Here is an 18,016-nt window from a genome sequence, read left to right on the forward strand (position 1 = left end):
GCCGGCACCGCCGGGAGGCGCCACGCGCCATACGCGCGGAGCGCCCGGCCGGACCCCGCGCGGACGGTGCGGCTATCGGTTTGGGCCGGGTGGGCACCCACGACATCTGTCACGAATCCCGGCAAAGTCTTCGGCTCACTGCCGTCATTTCTTCGTCAGGTGGCTCCGACGATGACGAATGTCACGGTTCGTCCCCCGGTGGCCGGCGAGAGTCCGACCAGGGACGGCAGCCGCCGACCTCTCCCCCCACACAGGAGAACCCACGCATGCGCAAGCAGATCCTCGCCGTCGCCCTCGCGGCCTCGGCCTCGCTCGGGCTCGCCGCGACGACGGTCACCGCCGCCGGAGCGGCGCCGTCGGCACGCGGACACGCCACCCGTGTCTGTGCCACCCCGTCCTCCCCCACCGTCGCCGCGTGCTCGGCCGAGAAGCTGGTCGACGGCTCCGGCGCTGCCGTGAGCCCCTCGGGCAAGCCGGTGACGCCGCAGGCGATCTCCGGGAAGACCCCCGCCGACATCCAGAGCGCCTACAAGGTGACCGGGCTGTCCGCCGGTGGCCGCACCGTCGCCATCGTCGACGCCTACGGCTACCCCAACGCCGAGCGCGACCTCGGCGTCTACCGCAGCCAGTGGGGCCAGTCCGCCTGCACCACCGCGAACGGCTGCCTTCGCATCATCAACCAGACCGGCGGCACCTCGCTCCCGCGCTTCAACGCCGGCTGGGCCGGCGAGCAGGCGCTCGACCTCGACGCCGTCTCGGCCACCTGCCCCTCCTGCAAGATCGTCCTCGTCCAGGCCAACAGCGCCAGCCTTGCCGACCTCGGCGCCGCAGTGAACACCGCCGCCAAGCAGGCCGGAGTCGCGGCGATCTCCAACAGCTACGGCGGCGGCGACCTCGCCGACAGCTCCTACGGTGCGGCCTACAACCACCCCGGCATCGCCGTCACCGCCTCGACCGGTGACAACGGCTACCAGGGCGGCAGCTTCCCGGCCTCGTCGCACTACGTGACCGCCGTCGGTGGCACGTCCCTGTACAAGGACACCAGTGCCCGCGGCTGGAACGAGTCGGCGTGGAGCGGCGCCGGTTCGGGCTGCACCACCCTCAACGCGGCCCCGGCCGGCCAGACCTCGGCCATGACCGCCTGCAGCGGTCGCGCCATCGCCGACGTCTCCGCGGTCGCCGACCCCAACACGGGCCTGGCCACCTACGCCCCGACCACGCAGAGCTCCTCGTCGTGGGCGCAGTACGGCGGCACCAGCCTCTCCTCGCCGATCGTCGCCTCGGTCTACGCGCTCAGCGGCAACACGGCCGGCTACGCCAACACGCTCCCGTACGCCAACCAGGCGGGCCTGTTCGACGTCACGTCGGGCTCCAACGGCACCTGCGCCTCGTGGTGCACCGCCAAGTCGGGCTGGGACGGCCCCACGGGCCTGGGCACCCCGAACGGCACGTCCGCGTTCTGATCCACCTGCACCACCGACGGTCCCCGAGGCACGTGCCTCGGGGACCGTCGTCCGTCCGTCGGGCAGGACCGCGCGGGCCCACCTAGGTTTGAACCATGAGCAGCGAGCAGCAGCCCCTGGAGTTCGACGTCGTCGTCATCGGTGCAGGGCCGGTCGGCGAGAACGTCGCCGACCGCACACACAAGGCCGGCCTGACCGTGGCGATCGTCGAGAAGCACCTGGTCGGTGGCGAGTGCAGCTTCTACGCCTGCTCCCCCAGCAAGGCGCTCCTTCGGCCGATCCACGCGACGCGGGCCTCCCAGCGCGTGCAGGGGTCGGACGGCGCGCACCTCGACCCCCAGGGCGTCCTCGACCGCCGCGACTCCTGGATCAACCACCTCGACGACAGCGGCCAGGTCGGCTGGCTCGACCACGTCGGCATCACCCTCCTGCGGGGCGAGGGCCGTCTCACCGGCAGCAAGGCCCTGGAGGTGGACGGCCGGGAGGTGCGTGCCCGCCATGCGGTCGTCCTCGCGACCGGCACGACGCCCGCCATGCCCCCGATCCCGGGGTTGCGCGAGGCGAAGCCGTGGACCAACCGGGAGGCGACCACGACGCGGCGCATCCCCGAACGTCTCGCCGTCCTCGGCGGCGGGGTCGTGGCCTGCGAGCTCGCCCAGGTCTTCCAGGCGCTGGGCTCCGCAGTGACCGTGGTCGAGCAGGCGCCCGGGCTCCTGGGTCGCAACGAGGAGTTCGCGGGCACGGCGGTCGAGGAGGCCCTGCGGCGTGACGGCGTCGACGTGCGCACCGGCACCAAGGCGGAGGAGGTCTCCCGGCTCGGTCCCACCGGCGAGGTGACCGTCCACCTCGAGGGAGGCGGAACCGTCGTGGCCGACGAGCTGCTCGTCGCCGTGGGGCGCACCCCGGCCACGCACGGGCTGGGACTGGACTCCGTCGGCGCCGAGCTCACCGAGGCCGGCTACGTCTCGGTCACCGAGCGCATGGAGGTCGAGGGGCTCTCGGACGAGACGCCTTGGCTGTATGCCGTGGGTGACGTCAACGGCATCGCCCTCCTCACCCACATGGGCAAGTACCAGGCCCGCGCCTGTGGTGACCTCATCGGCGCCCGCGCCGCGGGTCACGAGCCCGACGCGGGGAAGACGACGCCGTGGGCGGACGACCTCGGCTCCCCCCAGGTCGTCTTCACCGACCCCGAGGTCGCGGCGGCCGGCCTCACCGAGGCGCAGGCCCGCGAGCGCGGGCTGAACATCCGCGTCGTCGACCTGCCGATGGACAAGGCGTCCGGGTCGGGCCTGCAGGCCGAGGGATACCAGGGGCAGGCGCGGATCGTCGTCGACGAGGACGCGGGGGTGCTCGTCGGGGCGACCTTCGTCGGCCAGGACGTCGCCGAGCTCATCCACCCCGCGACCGTCGCCATCGTCGGCAAGGTGCCGCTCACCACGCTCTGGCACGCGGTCCCCTCCTACCCCACGATGAGTGAGATCTGGTTGCGGCTGCTCGAGGAGTACGGCCTCTGAGCGGATCCGCGCGGTGGCGTGCCCACGCCGCTCCACGGTCCGCCCAGCACGGATCGACGGGGGAAGTGTCCGAAAGATGCGTCTTCGGTACCAGCCACTGACGTCCCTGCGCGGGTAGCGTCCGCCGGAGCCCCCACGGGGGGAAGGTCTGCGAAGGGAACCCCATGCGAGTCCGCACCCCGCTCCGCCTCGGCGTTCTGGCAGCAGCTGCCGTGCTGCTGCTCGGCACCGGATCTGCCAGCTCCGTCAGCGCCTCACCGGGCGGCACCTCACCCGGTGCCGCCTCCTGCTCCTCCGACGCCTCCAGCGCCGCGCGCGTCATCAAGGGCGCGACGGCCAAGGAGCCTGAGCTCTACCCCAAGAACGAGGCCAACGCCTACGGCGTCCTCAAGGACCTGCCGAGCCTCGCGAACGGCAGCGTCCGGATCCCGACGGTCTTCCACATGATCGGCGAGGACGCGTTCACCGCCGCCGAGAAGCAGCGCTGGAACACCCTCATCGCCGCTCAGATGAAGGTCCTCAACGACTCCTACTCCGGCGCCACCGCCGCGGACGCGGCGAACACCCCGTTCCGCTTCGACCTCACCCAGACCACCTGGACGGTCAACCCTGCGTGGTACACCGTGGTCCCCGGCAAGAACGAGCGCGACATGAAGAAGTCGCTCTACACCGGAGACGCACGCACCCTCAACGTGTACGCCGCTGACATCGGTGGCGGCCTGCTCGGGTGGGCCTACTTCCCCAAGGGCTACAACAACGGCCGGGACTTCATCGACGGCGTCGTCATGCTCGACGAGTCCATGCCCGGCGGGACCGCGGGCAAGTACGCGCTCGGCGACACCCTCACCCACGAGGTCGGTCACTGGCTGATGCTCGAGCACACCTTCGCCCACGGCTGCGCGGCCAGCGGTGACTACGTGGCCGACACCCCCCGCGAGGCGATGCCGCAGTTCGACTGCCCGACCGGGGCGGACACCTGCACCGCGCCGGGCCTCGACCCGATCCACAACTTCATGGACTACACGCAGGACTCCTGCATGAACATGTTCACCCGGGGCCAGTCGGACCGGATGAGCGATGCGTGGCAGCAGTTCCGCGCAGGCGGCGGCAAGAGCTGACCTCTCCCCTCCGGCACGACGAAGGGCCCCACCACCGGTGGGGCCCTTCTGCTGAGCGGGCGACGAGAATCGAACTCGCGTAGCTAGTTTGGAAGACTAGGGCTCTACCATTGAGCTACGCCCGCGTGGACCGGGACAGCCCCTCGGAGGCGCTGCAGATCCGAGGCGTTAGCCTAATGCCCGCGATCGTGTGAGCCGAAATCGGCTCGCCGTCCACGGGGTATGGCGCAGCTTGGTAGCGCGTCCGCTTTGGGAGCGGAAGGCCGCCGGTTCGAATCCGGCTACCCCGACGAACGGCCAAGCTTGCGCAGGCCGTCGGCGGGGGTGCCGGATGACGGGAGCCGGAGCGCACGGGCGACGAAGGAGCCCGGACGCGACGGCGGCGTCCGGACCCGACGGCGGCGTCCGGCTACCCCGAGACCCGAGACAGCAGGACCACTCGACACCTGACCCCGCGACCGGAGTCATCAGGGTGCTGGCCGTCAGTCGAGCAGGACGGCCCGGAACTCCGTGGTCGACCTTCCGGCGCGGTGCCCCTTCTCCTCGAACCCGTCGGTGGGCCGCCAGTCCGGCCGCTCGCCCTCCGTCACCTCGAACCGCGCGTCCGCGCCGAGCTCCGCGCGGGCGTGGGCGGCGTGCACGGGGTGGTCGGTGGCCACGAGGAGGTGCCCGCCGGGCACGAGGCGGGAGGCAACCAGGTCGAGGTTGTATGGCGCGAGGAAGCGCCGCTTCACGTGCTTGCCCTTGGGCCAGGGGTCGGGGAAGAACAGGTGCACGGCCGTGAGCGTGTCGGGGAGCAGTCGTTCCTCGAGCAGCTGGACCGCGTCGCCGCGGTGCATCCAGAGGTTGCCCACGCCCCTGCGTTCGGCCTCGGCCAGCATGCGGGCGAGCGCGGGGGTGAACACGTCGACGGCCAAGAGGTCGTGCTCGGGGTGGGCGGCGGCATACGCCAGCGCGGCCGCGCCGTGGCCGCAGCCGATCTCGAGGACGACGGGGGCCGTGCGCCCGAACGCGGTGGCCGGGTCGAGGACGCCCTCGGGGATCCCGTGGAGGGGCACGAGCCGCTCGAGCCGGTCCAGGGTGAGGGCGGACAGCCGGCCGCGGCGAGCGCCGTACGACCGGACCCGGCCGGTGTCGCGCATGGGCTCCATGGGTCCAGCCTAGGAGGACCGGCGGCGCGGCCGGGATCGGGGCACGGACCGAGGGACGGGACGCTGGCGATAACTGTTGCTTATGTGATCCATAATGTGTCCATGCGCATCTCCCGCTTCCCCAACATCGTCGACGAGATCGCCGTGCGCCTCATCGCCGGAGTCGTCCTCGTGCTCGCCGTGGTCGCCCTGGCCACGCAGCAGTGGTGGCTCTACGGCGTCCTCGCCGTGGACTTCGTGCTCCGTACCGGGTGGGGGCCGTCGGCCAGCCCGATCGCGCAGCTCGTCCGCCGCGTCATCCGGCCCCGGGTGGCGACGCCGCCGCGCTGGACCGCAGGACCGCCCAAGCGGTTCGCGGCGGCGATCGGGGCCGTGTTCACCGTGGCAGCCACCGTCCTGTGGCTCACCGGAGCCATCGTCCCTGTGGTCGTCATCGGCGTGGTCATGGTGGTCTTCCCGGCGCTGGAGTCGCTGGCCGGCGTCTGCGTCGGGTGCATCGTCTTCGGCTGGCTGATGCGGCTGGGGATCATCCCGGAGTCGATCTGCGTCGAGTGCGCCGACATCAGCAAGCGCGCCGCCCAGCGCCGGGCAGCCTCCCCGGCCTGAACGGACGGAGCGGTCCGGGCGGTCTGAGCGGTCAGCGGCGCCAGACCAGGACCGCAGCCCGGTCGTCGGTCTCGCCGGCCCGGGCCGCGGCGCACATCTTCGCCGCCATCCCCTCGAACCCGCGCCCGATCATCTGCTCGGCCGTCCCGAGCATGCGGTCGATGCCGTCGCGCAGGTCGCGGTTGCGCACCTCGATGACCCCGTCGGTGTAGAGCAGCAGGGCGTCACCGCGGCGCAGCGTGCCCCGCACGCGCGGGAAGCCGACGGCGTCCGTGACCCCGAGCACCGGGCCCTCGTCCCCCTCGAGGACCTTCCAGCGCCCCGAACCCGCGGAGAACCTCACGGCCGGGGGGTGGCCCGCCGAGGCGAGGCTGTACTCCCCCGTCTCGAGGTTGATCCAGGCGTGCGCTGCGCTCGCGAACCCCTCGTCCCACTGCTGGCGCAGGAGGTAGGAGTTCGCGGCCGTCAGGAACTGGTCGTAGGGCAGCGACCCGAGCAGGCCGCCGAACGCGCCGGACAGCAGCAGCGACCGGGTGCCGGCTGCGATGCCCTTGCCGGAGACGTCGACGAGCGCCAGCTCGAGGATGTCGTCGGACTTGTTGGTCACGAGGAAGTCACCGGAGAACGAGTCGCCGTAGGCCGACAGGACCGACAGCTCGGCGCCCCAGCCCGGCGGCATGGGCGGCAGCTCTCCCTGGGTCCTCAGCCGGTCACGCAGGTCGACCAGCATGGTCTCGCCCAGGTTGCCCTGGACCCCGAGCCGGGCCCGGGACGCAGCGACCCAGAACATGATCACCATGACGATGACGAGGACGGTGTAGGCGCCGTAGTAGGGCGGACCACCACCCCGACTGACGAGCGTCAGCGCAGCGGTGAGGAGCACGAGCGCATCACCCGCCGCGAGGACGCGGGGAGCCAGGAAGAGACCGGCGAGAACGGCGACGAGGACGTAGCCAGAGAACGGGATCGAGGTCCCGATCCTGGCCATCGCCCAGAACAGCAGGAGGTCGGCGACGACGAGCAGCGCGAACGTGCTGCCGGTCCCCCACCGGCCGAAACGGCTCCGGGTCCGCTGGAAGCGCGTCATGAGGGAACGACGCGCGAGGACCGACCTGCCAACGTCCACCAGTGCGAGTTCCTTCGGGCCGGTCGGGGGTGCAGGGCACCCCGAAGGGTCATTGGGGGCGGACTGGCCCCGTCTCCAGCCCTGCCTCAGCAGCCTAGTGGGCTGACCTCGTCGGGGCCGAGAAATCCACAGATCACGGCTGGTCGGGCAGCGTCCCGTCCTGCTCGTAGGCACTGACCATGTCGATGCGACGCGCGTGTCGCTCCGCGCCCGAGAACGGCGTCGCGAGGAACGTCCGCACCATCGCCTTGGCCTCGTCCACCGTGTTCATCCGACCACCGATGGAGATGACCTGCGCGTTGTTGTGCTCACGCGCGAGCTGGGCCAGCTCCTCGTTGTAGCAGAGCGCGGCGCGGATGCCGGTGACCTTGTTGGCGGCCATCTGCTCGCCGTTGCCCGAGCCACCGAGCACCACACCGAGCGAGTCCGCATCGGCGGCGACGGCCCGGGCGGCGCGCAGCACGAACACCGGGTAGTCGTCCTCCGCGTCATAGGTGTGCGGACCGTGGTTGGTGACCTCGTGGCCCTCGGCCTCGAGGAACGCGACGAGCTCACCCAGCAGCTCGTATGCGGCGTGGTCGCCGCCGATGTGGACGCGCATCGCAGGCCTCTCAGTCGAAGATGGGGCCGACGGTGCGGCTGCGCTTGAGCTCGAAGAAGCCGGGCGTGCCGGCGACGAGCACGCAGCCGTCCCACAGCTTCGCAGCGGCCTCACCCTTGGGCGCCGGGCTCACGACCGGGCCGAAGAAGGCGACCCCGTCGACCGCGATGACCGGGGTGCCCACGTCGTCACCCACGAGGTCGATGCCGCGCTGGTGGCTGGCCTTGAGGCGGTCGTCGTGCGCGTCCGTGTCGGCGAACTCGGCGAGCTCGACCGGCAGGCCGACCTCCTCGAGCGCCGGCACGATCACCTTGGCGTAGTCCTTCTCCCCACCGAGGTGGATGCGGGTGCCCATGGCGTCGTAGAGGGGCTTGATGACCTTGTCGCCGTGCTCGGCCGCCGCGGCGAGGATGACGCGGACGGGGCCCCAGGCGCGGTCCATCATCTCGCGGTACTGCTCGGGCAGGTCGCGTCCCTCGTTGAGGACGGCCAGGCTCATGACCGACCAGGTCACGTCCACCGGGCGGACCTTCTCGACCTCCATCATCCAGCGCGAGGTCATCCAGGCCCACGGACAGAGCGGGTCGAACCAGAACTCGGCGGAGGTACGGGTCTGGGCAGCGTCGGAAGCAGTCACCTGACCAATCCTGCCACTGCCCCCGCGCCGACCGCACCCGAGGCCCGGAGGAACGCTCCGGGGCCGGGCTGGTTGACGTCACGGCAACCTGACCGGGGCCGCGACGCGGACCCGGGAGGCGACGCGGCGCCATACCCACCGTTGCGGGAACACCCCTCCGCGCGTGCGAGGATTGGCGCCGAAACGTGGACCAACCCCTGCAGGAGATTCAGTGCCCGGCACAAACCTGACCCGCGACGAGGCGGTCGCCCGCGCGGCCGTCGTCGCCGTCGACCACTACGACGTCGCGCTCGACCTGACGACGTCGGAGGAGACGTTCCGGACCACCACCACGGTGACGTTCACGAGCGCCCAGGTCGGGGAGTCCACGTTCGTGGACCTCATCGCCCCCTCGGTGGAGGCGATCACCCTCAACGGTGAGTCGCTGGACCCGGCGACCCACTTCGACGGCGTCCGCATCACGCTCCCGTCGCTCGCGGAGCACAACACCCTGACGGTGGACGCGACCGCCGCCTACATGAACACCGGCGAGGGGCTGCACCGCTTCGTCGACCCGGTCGACGACGAGGTCTACCTCTACTCGCAGTTCGAGGTGGCCGACTGCCGTCGCATGTTCACCGTGTTCGAGCAGCCCGACCTCAAGGCGACCTACGCCTTCACCATCACGGCTCCCTCGCACTGGGAGGTCGTGTCCAACTCCCCCACCCCAGAGCCGAGCCCCGTGCGTGACGGCGTCGCCCGCTGGGAGTTCGCCGCGACGCAGCGGATGTCCTGCTACATCACCGCGCTCGTCGCCGGCCCGTACGCCGTGGTCCGCGACGAGGTGCAGACCCGCAAGGGTGCGGTGCCCCTCGGCATCTTCTGCCGCAAGTCGATGCTCGAGCACCTCGACGCCGACAACATCTTCGACTGCACCAAGCGCGGGTTCACGTTCTTCGAGAACGAGTTCGACTGCGAGTACCCGTTCGAGAAGTACGACACGCTCTTCACGCCCGAGTACAACATGGGTGCGATGGAGAACGCCGGCGCGGTGACCGTCAACGAGACGTACGTCTTCCGCGCCAAGGTCACCGAGGCCATCGTCGAGCGCCGGGCCCTCACCCTCCTGCACGAGCTGGCCCACATGTGGTTCGGCGACCTCGTGACCATGAAGTGGTGGAACGACCTGTGGCTCAACGAGTCCTTCGCTGAGTGGGCGTCGACCACCTGCCAGGCCGAGGCCACCGAGTGGGAGTCCGCGTGGACGACCTTCGGCATCAGCGAGAAGGCCTGGGCCTACCGCCAGGACCAGCTGTCCTCCACCCACCCGATCGTGGCCCCGATCCGTGACCTCGAGGACGTCGAGGTCAACTTCGACGGCATCACCTACGCCAAGGGCGCCTCGGTCCTCAAGCAGCTCGTGGCCTACGTCGGCCGCGAGCCGTTCGTCGCCGGCCTGCGCGCCTACTTCGCCAAGCACGCGTGGGGCAACACCACCCTGCAGGACCTGCTCGGCGAGCTCGAGACCACCTCGGGCCGCGACCTCGGCACGTGGTCGAAGCTCTGGCTGGAGACCGCGGGCGTCAACACCCTGCGCCCCGTCGTCGAGGTCGACGACCGTGGCCTGATCTCCTCGGCGACCATCGAGCAGACCGGCGCCGAGGGCTACGCCACCCTGCGTCCGCACCGCCTCGCGGTGGGTCTGTACTCCGTGCAGGAGCAGGCCGACGGCCCCGTCCTGGTGCGCACCGACCGGCTCGAGCTCGACGTCGACGGGGCGTCCACGGCCGTCCCCGAGCTCGTCGGCCAGCCCGTGCCGGACCTGCTGCTCGTCAACGACGAGGACCTGGCCTACGCCAAGATCCGCCTCGACGAGCGGTCCCTCGCGACGGCGCTGGCCCACCCGCGCGGTTTCCAGGACAGCCTCCCCCGGGCCCTGGTCCTGGGTGCCGCCTGGGACATGACCCGCGACGCGGAGATGTCGGCGCGTGCCTTCATCGACCTCGTCCTGGCCTCCCTGCCCGGCGAGACCAACTCGACGATGCTGCGCACCGTGCTCGCCCAGCTCCAGAGCGCGGCGCGCCTCTACGTCGCCCCCGACCACCGCGACGCGGCCCTGACCACCGTCACCGCCGGACTGCGCGCCCTCACCGAGGCCGCCGAACCCGCCAGCGACGCCCAGCTCCAGCTCCTGACCGCGTACGCCGCCGTGCAGCGCGGCGGCGCGGACGCCGACTTCCTGCGCGGTCTGCTCGACGGGACCGGGTCGCTCGAGGGCCTGGCCGTCGACACCGAGATGCGCTGGATGCTGCTCACCGCGCTCGCCGCGGTGGGGTCGGCCACCGAGGAGGAGATCGCCGCCGAGCAGGCGCGCGACAACACCTCCACCGGTCGCGAGCGCGCAGCCCGCGCCCTGGCAGCCCGCCCGACGGCCGAGGTCAAGGCGCAGGCGTGGCACGACGGCGTCGAGGACCCGTCACTGCCCAACTCCGTGGTCGAGGCCACGGGGCTGGGCTTCACGCAGGCACTCGACACCGAGCTGCTGCGCCCGTACGTCGAGCGGTACCACGACGCGCTGCTCGACATCTGGGAGTCGCGCACCCACGCGATCGCCGAGTCGATCCTCGTGACCTACTACCCGACGGTCCTCGCCGACCAGGGCCTGCTGGACGCCTCGCAGGCGTGGCTGGACAGCCACCCGGACGCTCCCGCCGGGCTGGTGCGCCTCGTGGCCGAGAACCGCGACGGTGTCGCCCGTGCCCTGCAGGCCCAGTCCCGGGACGCCGATGCCTGAGTCGTTCCTGCACAGCCTCGTCACGCTCACCCCCGAGGGGGTGTGGCACTGGTTCCGTGGCGCCCCCCTCCAGGTGGTCGTGACGATCCTGGCGGGCGTGGTCCTGCGTTGGCTGGCGCTGCGCTCGATCAAGCGGGTCGTCCGGATCACCCTGGCCAAGTCCGACGCACGGCGCTCGCACGAGCCGGGGCGCGTCGGTAGGGCCGGCAACGCCCTGGCCGCGGCGGCGGGCATCGACCGTGAGCGGCACCGCCAGCGCACCCTGACGATGAGCTCGTTGCTGCGCAGCAGCGCGACCTTCGTCATCGCGCTGGTCACGATCCTGACCGTCATGTCGGCCGTAGGGCTCGACCTCGCCCCGCTGCTCGCGACTGCCGGCGTCGGCGGGGTGGCGCTCGGTTTCGGGGCGCAGAGCCTGGTCAAGGACTTCCTCTCCGGGATCTTCATGATCCTCGAGGACCAGTACGGCGTCGGTGACGTCGTCGACACCGGTGAGGCCATCGGCACCGTCGAGGAGGTCTCGCTGCGGGTCACCCGCCTCCGGGACGGCAGCGGCGTGGTCTGGTACATCCGCAACGGCGAGATCATCCGGATCGGCAACAAGAGCCAGGGCTGGTCGACCGCCATCGTCGACCTGCCCGTGTCCTACGCGGAGAACATCGAGCGCGCCGTCGCGGTCATCCGCACGGTCATGAAGGAGCTGGACGAGGACCCGGCGTTCGCCGACCTCCTCCTCGAGGAGCCCAACGTCGTCGGCGTCGAGTCCATCACCGGCAACGTCGTCACGATCCGCGTCATCGCCAAGACCGCGCCGGAGCAGCAGTACGGCGTCTCCCGCGAGATCCGCGAGCGCGTCAAGACGGCGTTCGACGAGCACGGCATCAAGGCTCCCGTCATGACGCCCTTCGGCCCGGCCGGGGGCACCCCGTGAGCACCTCCGGCCAGTTCGGCAGCTTCTTCGACGAGGTCGGCGGGCACGAGACCTTCCGCAAGCTCGTCCACGAGTTCTACCGCGGCGTCGCGACCGACGACGCGCTGCGCGCCCTCTACCCCGAGCAGGACCTCGGTCCGGCCGAGGAGCGGCTGCGCCTGTTCCTCGAGCAGTACTGGGGCGGCCCGACGACCTACTCCGAGCAGCGCGGTCACCCCCGGCTGCGGATGCGCCACCACCCCTTCAAGGTCACGCCGACCCAGCGGGACCGGTGGCTCCTGCACATGATGGCGGCCGTCGACACCCTCGACCTGCCCCCGGCGAACGACCTGCTGCTGCGCGACTACCTCGAGCGCGCCGCGTTCAGCCTGGTCAACAGCCTCGACGAGGACTGAGCCGACGCCCGATCCGGCACCCCGCGCCATACCGGGCGGTGGTCGTCCGACCGCCCACAAGGCAAGACGGCGGGAACCCGGTTTCGTCCACGGGTCGTGATGCCTCACCATGGTTTCCCGTGACTGACACCCTCTCCACGACGTCCGACGCCACCCTCGGCGGGACGCACCCCACCCACCTCCTCCACCCCGCAGACTCGGCCGACGCCGCCTGGTGGCGCCACGCGGTGATCTACCAGATCTACCCTCGCTCCTGGGCGGACGCCGACGGTGACGGCATCGGCGACCTGCCGGGCGTGACCGCGCGACTGCCCTACCTCAAGGCCTTGGGTGTCGACGCGATCTGGTTCAGCCCGTTCTACACCTCGCCCCAGGCCGACGCCGGCTACGACGTCGCCGACTACCGCGACATCGACCCGCTGTTCGGCACCCTGGCCGACGCCGACGAGCTGGTGGCCAGGGCGCACGACCTCGGCCTGAAGATCATCGTCGACCTCGTGCCCAACCACAGCAGCGACGAGCACGTGTGGTTCCAGGCGGCGCTGGCCGCCGGCCCCGGCAGCCCCGAGCGTGCCCGCTACATCTTCCGTGACGGCAAGGGCGAGCACGGTGAGCTCCCGCCGAACGACTGGCGCTCGGTCTTCGGCGGCGACGGCTGGACCCGGGTGACCGAGCCCGACGGCACGCCCGGCCAGTGGTACCTGCACCTGTTTGACACCAAGCAGCCCGACTTCGACTGGGACAACCCCGAGGTCGGCGACGAGTTCGAGTCGATCCTGCGCTTCTGGCTCGACCGCGGCATCGACGGCTTCCGTGTCGACGTCGCCCACGGCCTGGTCAAGGAGAAGGGGCTGCCCGACTACGACGTGGAGCAGCACCTGCTCGACGGCGAGCTCAAGCCCGGCTCCCCCGTGCCCCCGATGTGGGACCAGGACGCCGTCCACGACGTCTACCGCCGCTGGCGCAAGGTCCTCGACGGCTACGGCACGCCCGACCGCATCCTGTGCGCCGAGGCCTGGGTCCGTCCACAGGAGCGCGCGGTCCGCTACGTCCGCCCCGACGAGATGCACCAGGCGTTCAACTTCGACTTCCTCAAGGCGCAGTGGACGGCCGAGGAGCTCCGCTCGGTCATCGCCTCGTCCCTCGAGGCCGCGGACTCGGTCGGCGCCCCGAGCACCTGGGTGCTGTCCAACCACGACGTCGTCCGGCACGCCTCGCGCCTCGGCCTGCCGGTCGGCGAGCGCCAGCCGAACGGCATCAGCGCCACGGACCCGCAGCCCGACCGCGCGCTGGGCCTCAAGCGGGCGCGGGCGGCCACGGCGCTGATGCTCTCGCTGCCGGGTGGGGCGTACCTCTACCAGGCCGAGGAGCTCGGCCTGCCGGACTCGACCGACATGCCCGGCGAGTTCCGCCAGGACCCGACGTTCATCCGCACCGAGGGCGCCGAGATCGGCCGTGACGGCTGCCGGGTGCCCATCCCGTGGGAGAAGGACGCCCCGGCGTTCGGGTTCGGCCCCTCGGACCAGACGTGGCTGCCCCAGCCCGAGGTCTACGGCGAGTACGCCGTGGACCAGCAGGACGGCGTCGAGGGCTCCACCCTCGAGCTGTACCGCTCGCTGCTGCGCATCCGCCGCGAGCGCGCGCTCGGCACCGGAGGCCTGCAGTCGGTGGACGGCTTCGGCGACGACGTCGTGGCCGTGCTCAACACTGGTCAGCACGCCGGCGACACCCTAGTCCTCACCAACTTCGGTGCCGACGCCGTGCGGCTGCCTGCCGGCGCGACCGTCCTCGTCGCCTCGGGCCCCCTCGCCGACGACGGCGCGGTTCCCACCGACACGACGGTCTGGGCCGCCGTCTGAGCCGGCCAGCGGCACGCACGGCAGACTGGTGCCGTGCGTGCCGCTGACTTCGCCTACCTCGATGCGCCGACCCCCATCGGGCTGGCGCACCGCGGCGGTGCCAAGGTGGCGGCCAACCTCCACCTCGAGAACACGCTCGCCGCGTTCCGGCACGCCGTGGACCTCGGCTACCGCTACCTCGAGACCGACGTCCACGCGACGAGCGACGGGCAGCTGCTCGCGTTCCACGACCATGTGCTGGACCGGGTCACCGATGCGCGCGGCACCATCGCCCACCTCCCATATGCCGCGGTGCGCACCGCCCGCGTCAACGGCACCGAGCCGATCCCGCTGCTGTCCGAGCTGCTCGAGGAGTTCCCGCAGGCCCGGGTCAACATCGATGTGAAGGCCGACGGTGCCGTCGAGCGGCTCGCCGACGTGGTGCGGCGGCACGACGCGTTCGACCGGGTCTGCATCGGGTCGTTCTCCCGCCGCCGGCTGCGGGCCGTGCGGGCGCTGCTCGGTGCGGCCGTGGCCACGGCCGCCGGCCCGTCGGAGGTGGCGGTGCTGCGGTTCGCGCCGTCCGTCGTCGCCGACTGGCTGCGCTCCCCCGCGCCCGTCCTGCAGGTCCCCACCGGGCACGTCGTCGGCGGCCGTCGTCTCGACCTCGTCACCCCGGCCCTCGTCGAGCGGGTGCACGCCATGGGCAAGCACCTGCACGTCTGGACCATCGACGACGCCACCGAGATGCACCGACTGTTCGACCTCGGCGTCGACGGCATCGTCACGGACCGCACCGACACGCTCGCCGAGGTGCTCGCCGAGCGCGGCGTACCGTTGGGCCGGTGAGCTCGCCCAGGCCTGCACCGGAGCAGGTTGACGTCGGTGACGCACCCACGCGGGTCGCGCCGCCACGGCCCGGCGTCTTCGCGCCCGCCTACGCCCTGCTGTCCGTCGCCCTCGTCGCCCTCATCACGGTGATCGCCTTCGAGGGCATGGCCGTGTCCACCGCGATGCCCGAGGCGGCCCGTGAGCTCGACGCCGTGCGGTCCTACGGGTTGGCCTTCTCGGTCATGCTCACCACGCAGCTGCTCGGCATCGTGCTTGCGGGGGTCTGGGCCGACCGGGCGGGTCCCCTTCCCTCGTTGTATGCCGGCCAGCTGCTGTTCGGGGTCGGCTGCGCCGTGTGCGGCTCGTCAGGCTCGTTCGGCCTGTTCCTGGCGGGCCGTGGCGTGGCCGGTCTGGGCGCCGGGCTCATCATCGTCGCCGGGTACGTCGTGATCGGCCGCGCCTACCCGGAGTCGTTGCGCCCCAAGGTGTTCAGCGTCATCTCGGCCGCCTGGGTCCTTCCCTCCCTGCTCGGCCCACCGGTCGCCGCGTGGGTGACGACGACGTGGTCGTGGCGCTGGGTGTTCTGGCTCGTCGTGGCACCCGTCGTGGTGGCGCTGCTGGCGGTGGTGGCCCGGCGTGGGCAGATCGCCGCCGCCGACGAGGGGGTCGCTGCCTCGGGCCGCGACCACCGCCAGCACGCCCGGGCCGCCTGGCTCGGGGTCGCCATCGCCGCCTCCGCGGGCGCCGTGCAGTGGGGCACGCACTCGCTGGAGCTCCGGTGGTCCGCGCAGACCCTCGTGGCGCTGGTGGGCGTGGTCGGGCTGGGGCTGAGCGCGCCGCTCCTGCTGCCGCCGGGCACCTGGGTCATGCGCCGCGGGCTGCCGTCGGTGATGGTGGCGCGGTTCCTCCTGACCTGCTCCTTCTTCGGCACCATCACCTACATCCCGCTCATGCTCGTCAACGAGCGCGGCCTGTCGCTCGGTGCGGCCGGCACGATCCTGGCCGTCGGGTCCCTCGGCTGGTCGGCGGGTTCGTGGGTCCAGGGCCGCGACCGCTGGGCCGGCCGTCGCGAGCGACTCGTCTCCGTCGGTGGCGCGCTCCTGTCCACGGGGCTCGTGGCGGTCGTCGCGATCACCCACTTCGCGTGGAACCCCTACCTCATCGCCCTGGCGCTGGTCGCCTGCGGCACCGGCATGGGGCTCGGCACGGCCAGCCTGTCGGTGCTGTCGCTCACTCTCACGTCGCCGGCCGACCATGGCTCCACCTCGTCCTCCCTGCAGCTCGCGGACGTCCTGGGCTCGGTCCTCGGGATCGCGGCGGCCGGCGCCGTGTTCGCCGCCCTGCACACGGTCGCGGGCCGGGACGTGCCGGTGTACGTGACGATGTGGCTGGGCCTGACGGTCGTCGCCGCCCTGGTCGTCGTCGCCGGTCGGCGCATCGCGCCGCGACAGCCCTGACCACCGCCGCCCTCGAGCCGGTCGCCCTCGACCCCCTTGACCTGCGCGGATGCCGTCCTAGCATGGGTGGTGGGCCCCGCGGTCCGGCCGTGGGGCGGTGGCCGAGGGGTGGTCGCGATGGGCGACAGGACGACGAGACCGGGCGACAGCGCCGAGATGTCCGTCCGCGAGCTGATGGCGGCGCTCGCCGTGGTGGAGGAGCAGCTGCGCCAGGCGCCGTTGCTCGTGACGCTCGGCGGCACGACGGCGGTGAACCCCGAGGTCGCGCCCCTGCTGAGGAGGCAGCGCCAGCTCGTGGCGCGGTTGCGCGCGCGACGCACGTCCTGGGTCAGGTTCGGCAGCGGTGAGGCGCGTCAGCCGTCGGCCGCGTGGCCACCGCCGCCCTGGGCCGGCTAGCCCGGCCCCGGCTGACCGAGCAGGTCAGGCGGGGATGCCGCCGCGGATGAGGACGTGCCCGGCCGTCGTCGACAGCCGCGTCCAGCGGCCGTGGGTCCAGACGGTCACGTCCGACCCCGGTGCGGCGAAGCCGAGGGCGTAGGCCGCGAACGCACCGCCCGCAGGGACTGGCGGCGACGTGGTGGTGAGTCGGCCCCAGACGTGCCGGCGCAGTGCTGCGACCGCCTGACCACCGGCGTCCGAAGGCGCACCGGAGGCGACCTGCGAAATCCCTTCTCGCGCAACGGCATACACCTCGTCGGCCGTGACCGAACCCACCCGCTCCCAGCCGCTCCGCGGAGGCGCCATGGCGGCCCATCCGACGCTGACCGTGGTCGGCGGCAGCGACAACGTCCTGCCGTCGCCGCGAGCGAGCCGGTCGGCCACGGACGCGAGCGACACGGTGGTGTCGACCTCCACGGCCTCGGCGAGGGGCATGGCCCGCAGACCGATGACCGCCCCCTCCCCCATCAGCCCGCTGCCGGGCAGGACACCGACGTAGGCGGCCAGGGTGGTGCCGGACGCCTGGAGCCGGATCGCGCCGTCGTCGTCGGCGGCCTTGGCGCGGGCGACGTAGGTGCGCAGGTCGTCCAGCCCCTGCGCATCGGGGAAGTGCAGGTCCATCAGCGCCGCCGCCAGCGGAACGGCACGGGCTCACCGGAGTGCACCTCGAGCAGGGCCTTGAGGTCGGGCGCCATCCGGCGCGGCGTCGAGGTGGCGAAGTCGTAGAGCACGAGCGTGGTCTCGGCCCGGGCGTAGACGGTGTCGTCGGAGGCGAGCCCGTCGCGCACCTCGTAGGCGAGGTCGAACCCGGCACCGCCGATCTTCGTCGCCCACATCTGCACGACGATCGGGGGCACCCGGAACAGCAGCGGCGCGAGGTACTCGATCTCGTGGCGGGCCACGAGGATGCCCTCGGCGAGCACGGAGCGGTCCTGCCCGAACCACTCCTCGAACCCGATCACCCGGGCGTCCTCGAGCAGCCGCAGGAACTGCACGTTGTTGACGTGGCCGTAGGCGTCCATATCGCTCCACCGCAGGGGGACGTTGACGCAGTAGCGCTCGGGGAGCTGCGGGGCCGCGTCCGCCTGCACCGGTGCCTGCTCGTCTGCCATGGACCCATCCTGTCAGGGGTGT

General features: G+C 71.9%; 17 protein-coding genes and 2 tRNA genes. 12 read left to right on the forward strand and 7 right to left on the reverse strand.

Annotation, left to right across the window (positions count from 1 at the left end; all coding sequences use genetic code 11):
* Positions 1–266 precede the first annotated feature (266 nt).
* The 3 genes from ASC58_RS16285 (at position 267) to ASC58_RS16295 (ending at position 4,098) form a co-directional block, all read left to right on the forward strand.
* The gene (locus ASC58_RS16285) at positions 267–1,463 is read left to right on the forward strand and encodes a S53 family peptidase (RefSeq protein ID WP_056917770.1); all 1,197 of its coding nucleotides are present in this window, start codon (positions 267–269) and stop codon (positions 1,461–1,463) included.
* A gap of 95 nt (positions 1,464–1,558) precedes the next feature.
* Positions 1,559–2,980 (forward strand): NAD(P)/FAD-dependent oxidoreductase, encoded by a 1,422-nt coding sequence (locus ASC58_RS16290; protein ID WP_056920035.1) that lies wholly within the window; start codon positions 1,559–1,561, stop codon positions 2,978–2,980.
* A 164-nt stretch (positions 2,981–3,144) separates the two neighbouring features.
* Positions 3,145–4,098 (forward strand): zinc metalloprotease, encoded by a 954-nt coding sequence (locus ASC58_RS16295; RefSeq protein WP_056920036.1) that lies wholly within the window; start codon positions 3,145–3,147, stop codon positions 4,096–4,098.
* A gap of 54 nt (positions 4,099–4,152) precedes the next feature.
* Here the strand turns inward: ASC58_RS16295 and ASC58_RS16300 are convergent.
* Positions 4,153–4,223 (reverse strand) — tRNA-Gly (locus ASC58_RS16300).
* 91 nt (positions 4,224–4,314) lie between these two features.
* On the opposite strand from ASC58_RS16300, the gene ASC58_RS16305 reads away from it, so the two are divergent.
* Positions 4,315–4,388, forward strand: a tRNA-Pro gene (locus ASC58_RS16305).
* Positions 4,389–4,580: 192 nt separating this feature from the next.
* On the opposite strand, the gene ASC58_RS16310 is transcribed toward ASC58_RS16305, so the two are convergent.
* On the reverse strand, positions 4,581–5,249 hold the full coding sequence (locus ASC58_RS16310; RefSeq protein ID WP_056920037.1) for a tRNA (guanosine(46)-N(7))-methyltransferase TrmB: 669 nt from the start codon (positions 5,247–5,249) through the stop codon (positions 4,581–4,583).
* 102 nt (positions 5,250–5,351) lie between these two features.
* Between ASC58_RS16310 and ASC58_RS16315 the strand changes: the two genes are divergently transcribed.
* Positions 5,352–5,855 carry a DUF4395 domain-containing protein gene (locus ASC58_RS16315; protein WP_056920038.1) on the forward strand — a complete coding sequence of 168 codons (504 nt, stop codon included), beginning with the start codon at positions 5,352–5,354 and terminating at the stop codon, positions 5,853–5,855.
* 31 nt (positions 5,856–5,886) lie between these two features.
* Here ASC58_RS16315 and ASC58_RS16320 read toward each other — a convergent pair whose 3' ends face one another.
* From ASC58_RS16320 to ASC58_RS16330, 3 genes are all read right to left on the reverse strand, one after another.
* Positions 5,887–6,981 carry a PP2C family protein-serine/threonine phosphatase gene (locus ASC58_RS16320; RefSeq protein ID WP_157598551.1) on the reverse strand — a complete coding sequence of 365 codons (1,095 nt, stop codon included), beginning with the start codon at positions 6,979–6,981 and terminating at the stop codon, positions 5,887–5,889.
* Between the two features lie 133 nt (positions 6,982–7,114).
* Positions 7,115–7,582 (reverse strand): ribose-5-phosphate isomerase, encoded by a 468-nt coding sequence (locus tag ASC58_RS16325; RefSeq protein ID WP_056920039.1) that lies wholly within the window; start codon positions 7,580–7,582, stop codon positions 7,115–7,117.
* A 10-nt stretch (positions 7,583–7,592) separates the two neighbouring features.
* The gene (locus ASC58_RS16330; RefSeq protein ID WP_056917775.1) at positions 7,593–8,219 is read right to left on the reverse strand and encodes a DsbA family protein; all 627 of its coding nucleotides are present in this window, start codon (positions 8,217–8,219) and stop codon (positions 7,593–7,595) included.
* 211 nt (positions 8,220–8,430) lie between these two features.
* Here ASC58_RS16330 and pepN point away from each other — a divergent pair, with 211 nt between their 5' ends.
* The 7 genes from pepN to ASC58_RS16365 all read left to right on the forward strand — a co-directional run bounded on the left by pepN (position 8,431) and on the right by ASC58_RS16365 (position 16,840).
* A complete protein-coding gene (gene pepN, locus ASC58_RS16335; protein WP_056920040.1) occupies positions 8,431–10,992 on the forward strand; it encodes an aminopeptidase N in 2,562 nt (853 codons plus the stop codon).
* Complete coding sequence (locus ASC58_RS16340) at positions 10,985–11,923, forward strand: mechanosensitive ion channel family protein (protein WP_056917777.1); 939 nt, start codon at positions 10,985–10,987, stop codon at positions 11,921–11,923. The genes pepN and ASC58_RS16340 overlap by 8 nt, the downstream gene beginning before the upstream one ends.
* The gene (locus ASC58_RS16345; protein WP_056917778.1) at positions 11,920–12,318 is read left to right on the forward strand and encodes a globin; all 399 of its coding nucleotides are present in this window, start codon (positions 11,920–11,922) and stop codon (positions 12,316–12,318) included. Before ASC58_RS16340 ends, ASC58_RS16345 begins: the two co-directional genes overlap by 4 nt.
* 119 nt (positions 12,319–12,437) lie before the next feature.
* The gene (locus ASC58_RS16350) at positions 12,438–14,177 is read left to right on the forward strand and encodes a glycoside hydrolase family 13 protein (RefSeq protein ID WP_056920041.1); all 1,740 of its coding nucleotides are present in this window, start codon (positions 12,438–12,440) and stop codon (positions 14,175–14,177) included.
* A gap of 33 nt (positions 14,178–14,210) precedes the next feature.
* Positions 14,211–15,005 (forward strand): glycerophosphodiester phosphodiesterase family protein, encoded by a 795-nt coding sequence (locus tag ASC58_RS16355; protein ID WP_056920042.1) that lies wholly within the window; start codon positions 14,211–14,213, stop codon positions 15,003–15,005.
* Positions 15,002–16,444: an MFS transporter gene (locus tag ASC58_RS16360; RefSeq protein WP_082553383.1), complete on the forward strand. Its 1,443-nt coding sequence runs from the start codon at positions 15,002–15,004 to the stop codon at positions 16,442–16,444. The genes ASC58_RS16355 and ASC58_RS16360 overlap by 4 nt, the downstream gene beginning before the upstream one ends.
* A gap of 117 nt (positions 16,445–16,561) precedes the next feature.
* Positions 16,562–16,840 (forward strand): hypothetical protein, encoded by a 279-nt coding sequence (locus ASC58_RS16365; RefSeq protein ID WP_157598552.1) that lies wholly within the window; start codon positions 16,562–16,564, stop codon positions 16,838–16,840.
* A 24-nt stretch (positions 16,841–16,864) separates the two neighbouring features.
* Here the strand turns inward: ASC58_RS16365 and ASC58_RS16370 are convergent, their stop codons facing one another.
* Positions 16,865–17,503 carry a hypothetical protein gene (locus tag ASC58_RS16370; RefSeq protein WP_056920044.1) on the reverse strand — a complete coding sequence of 213 codons (639 nt, stop codon included), beginning with the start codon at positions 17,501–17,503 and terminating at the stop codon, positions 16,865–16,867.
* A complete protein-coding gene (locus tag ASC58_RS16375) occupies positions 17,503–17,994 on the reverse strand; it encodes a thioesterase family protein (RefSeq protein WP_082553384.1) in 492 nt (163 codons plus the stop codon). Before ASC58_RS16375 ends, ASC58_RS16370 begins: the two co-directional genes overlap by 1 nt.
* Between the last annotated feature and the right edge of the window lie 22 nt (positions 17,995–18,016).

Source organism: Phycicoccus sp. Root101, from assembly GCF_001426245.1.
In the GTDB taxonomy this organism is placed as follows: domain Bacteria; phylum Actinomycetota; class Actinomycetes; order Actinomycetales; family Dermatophilaceae; genus Pedococcus.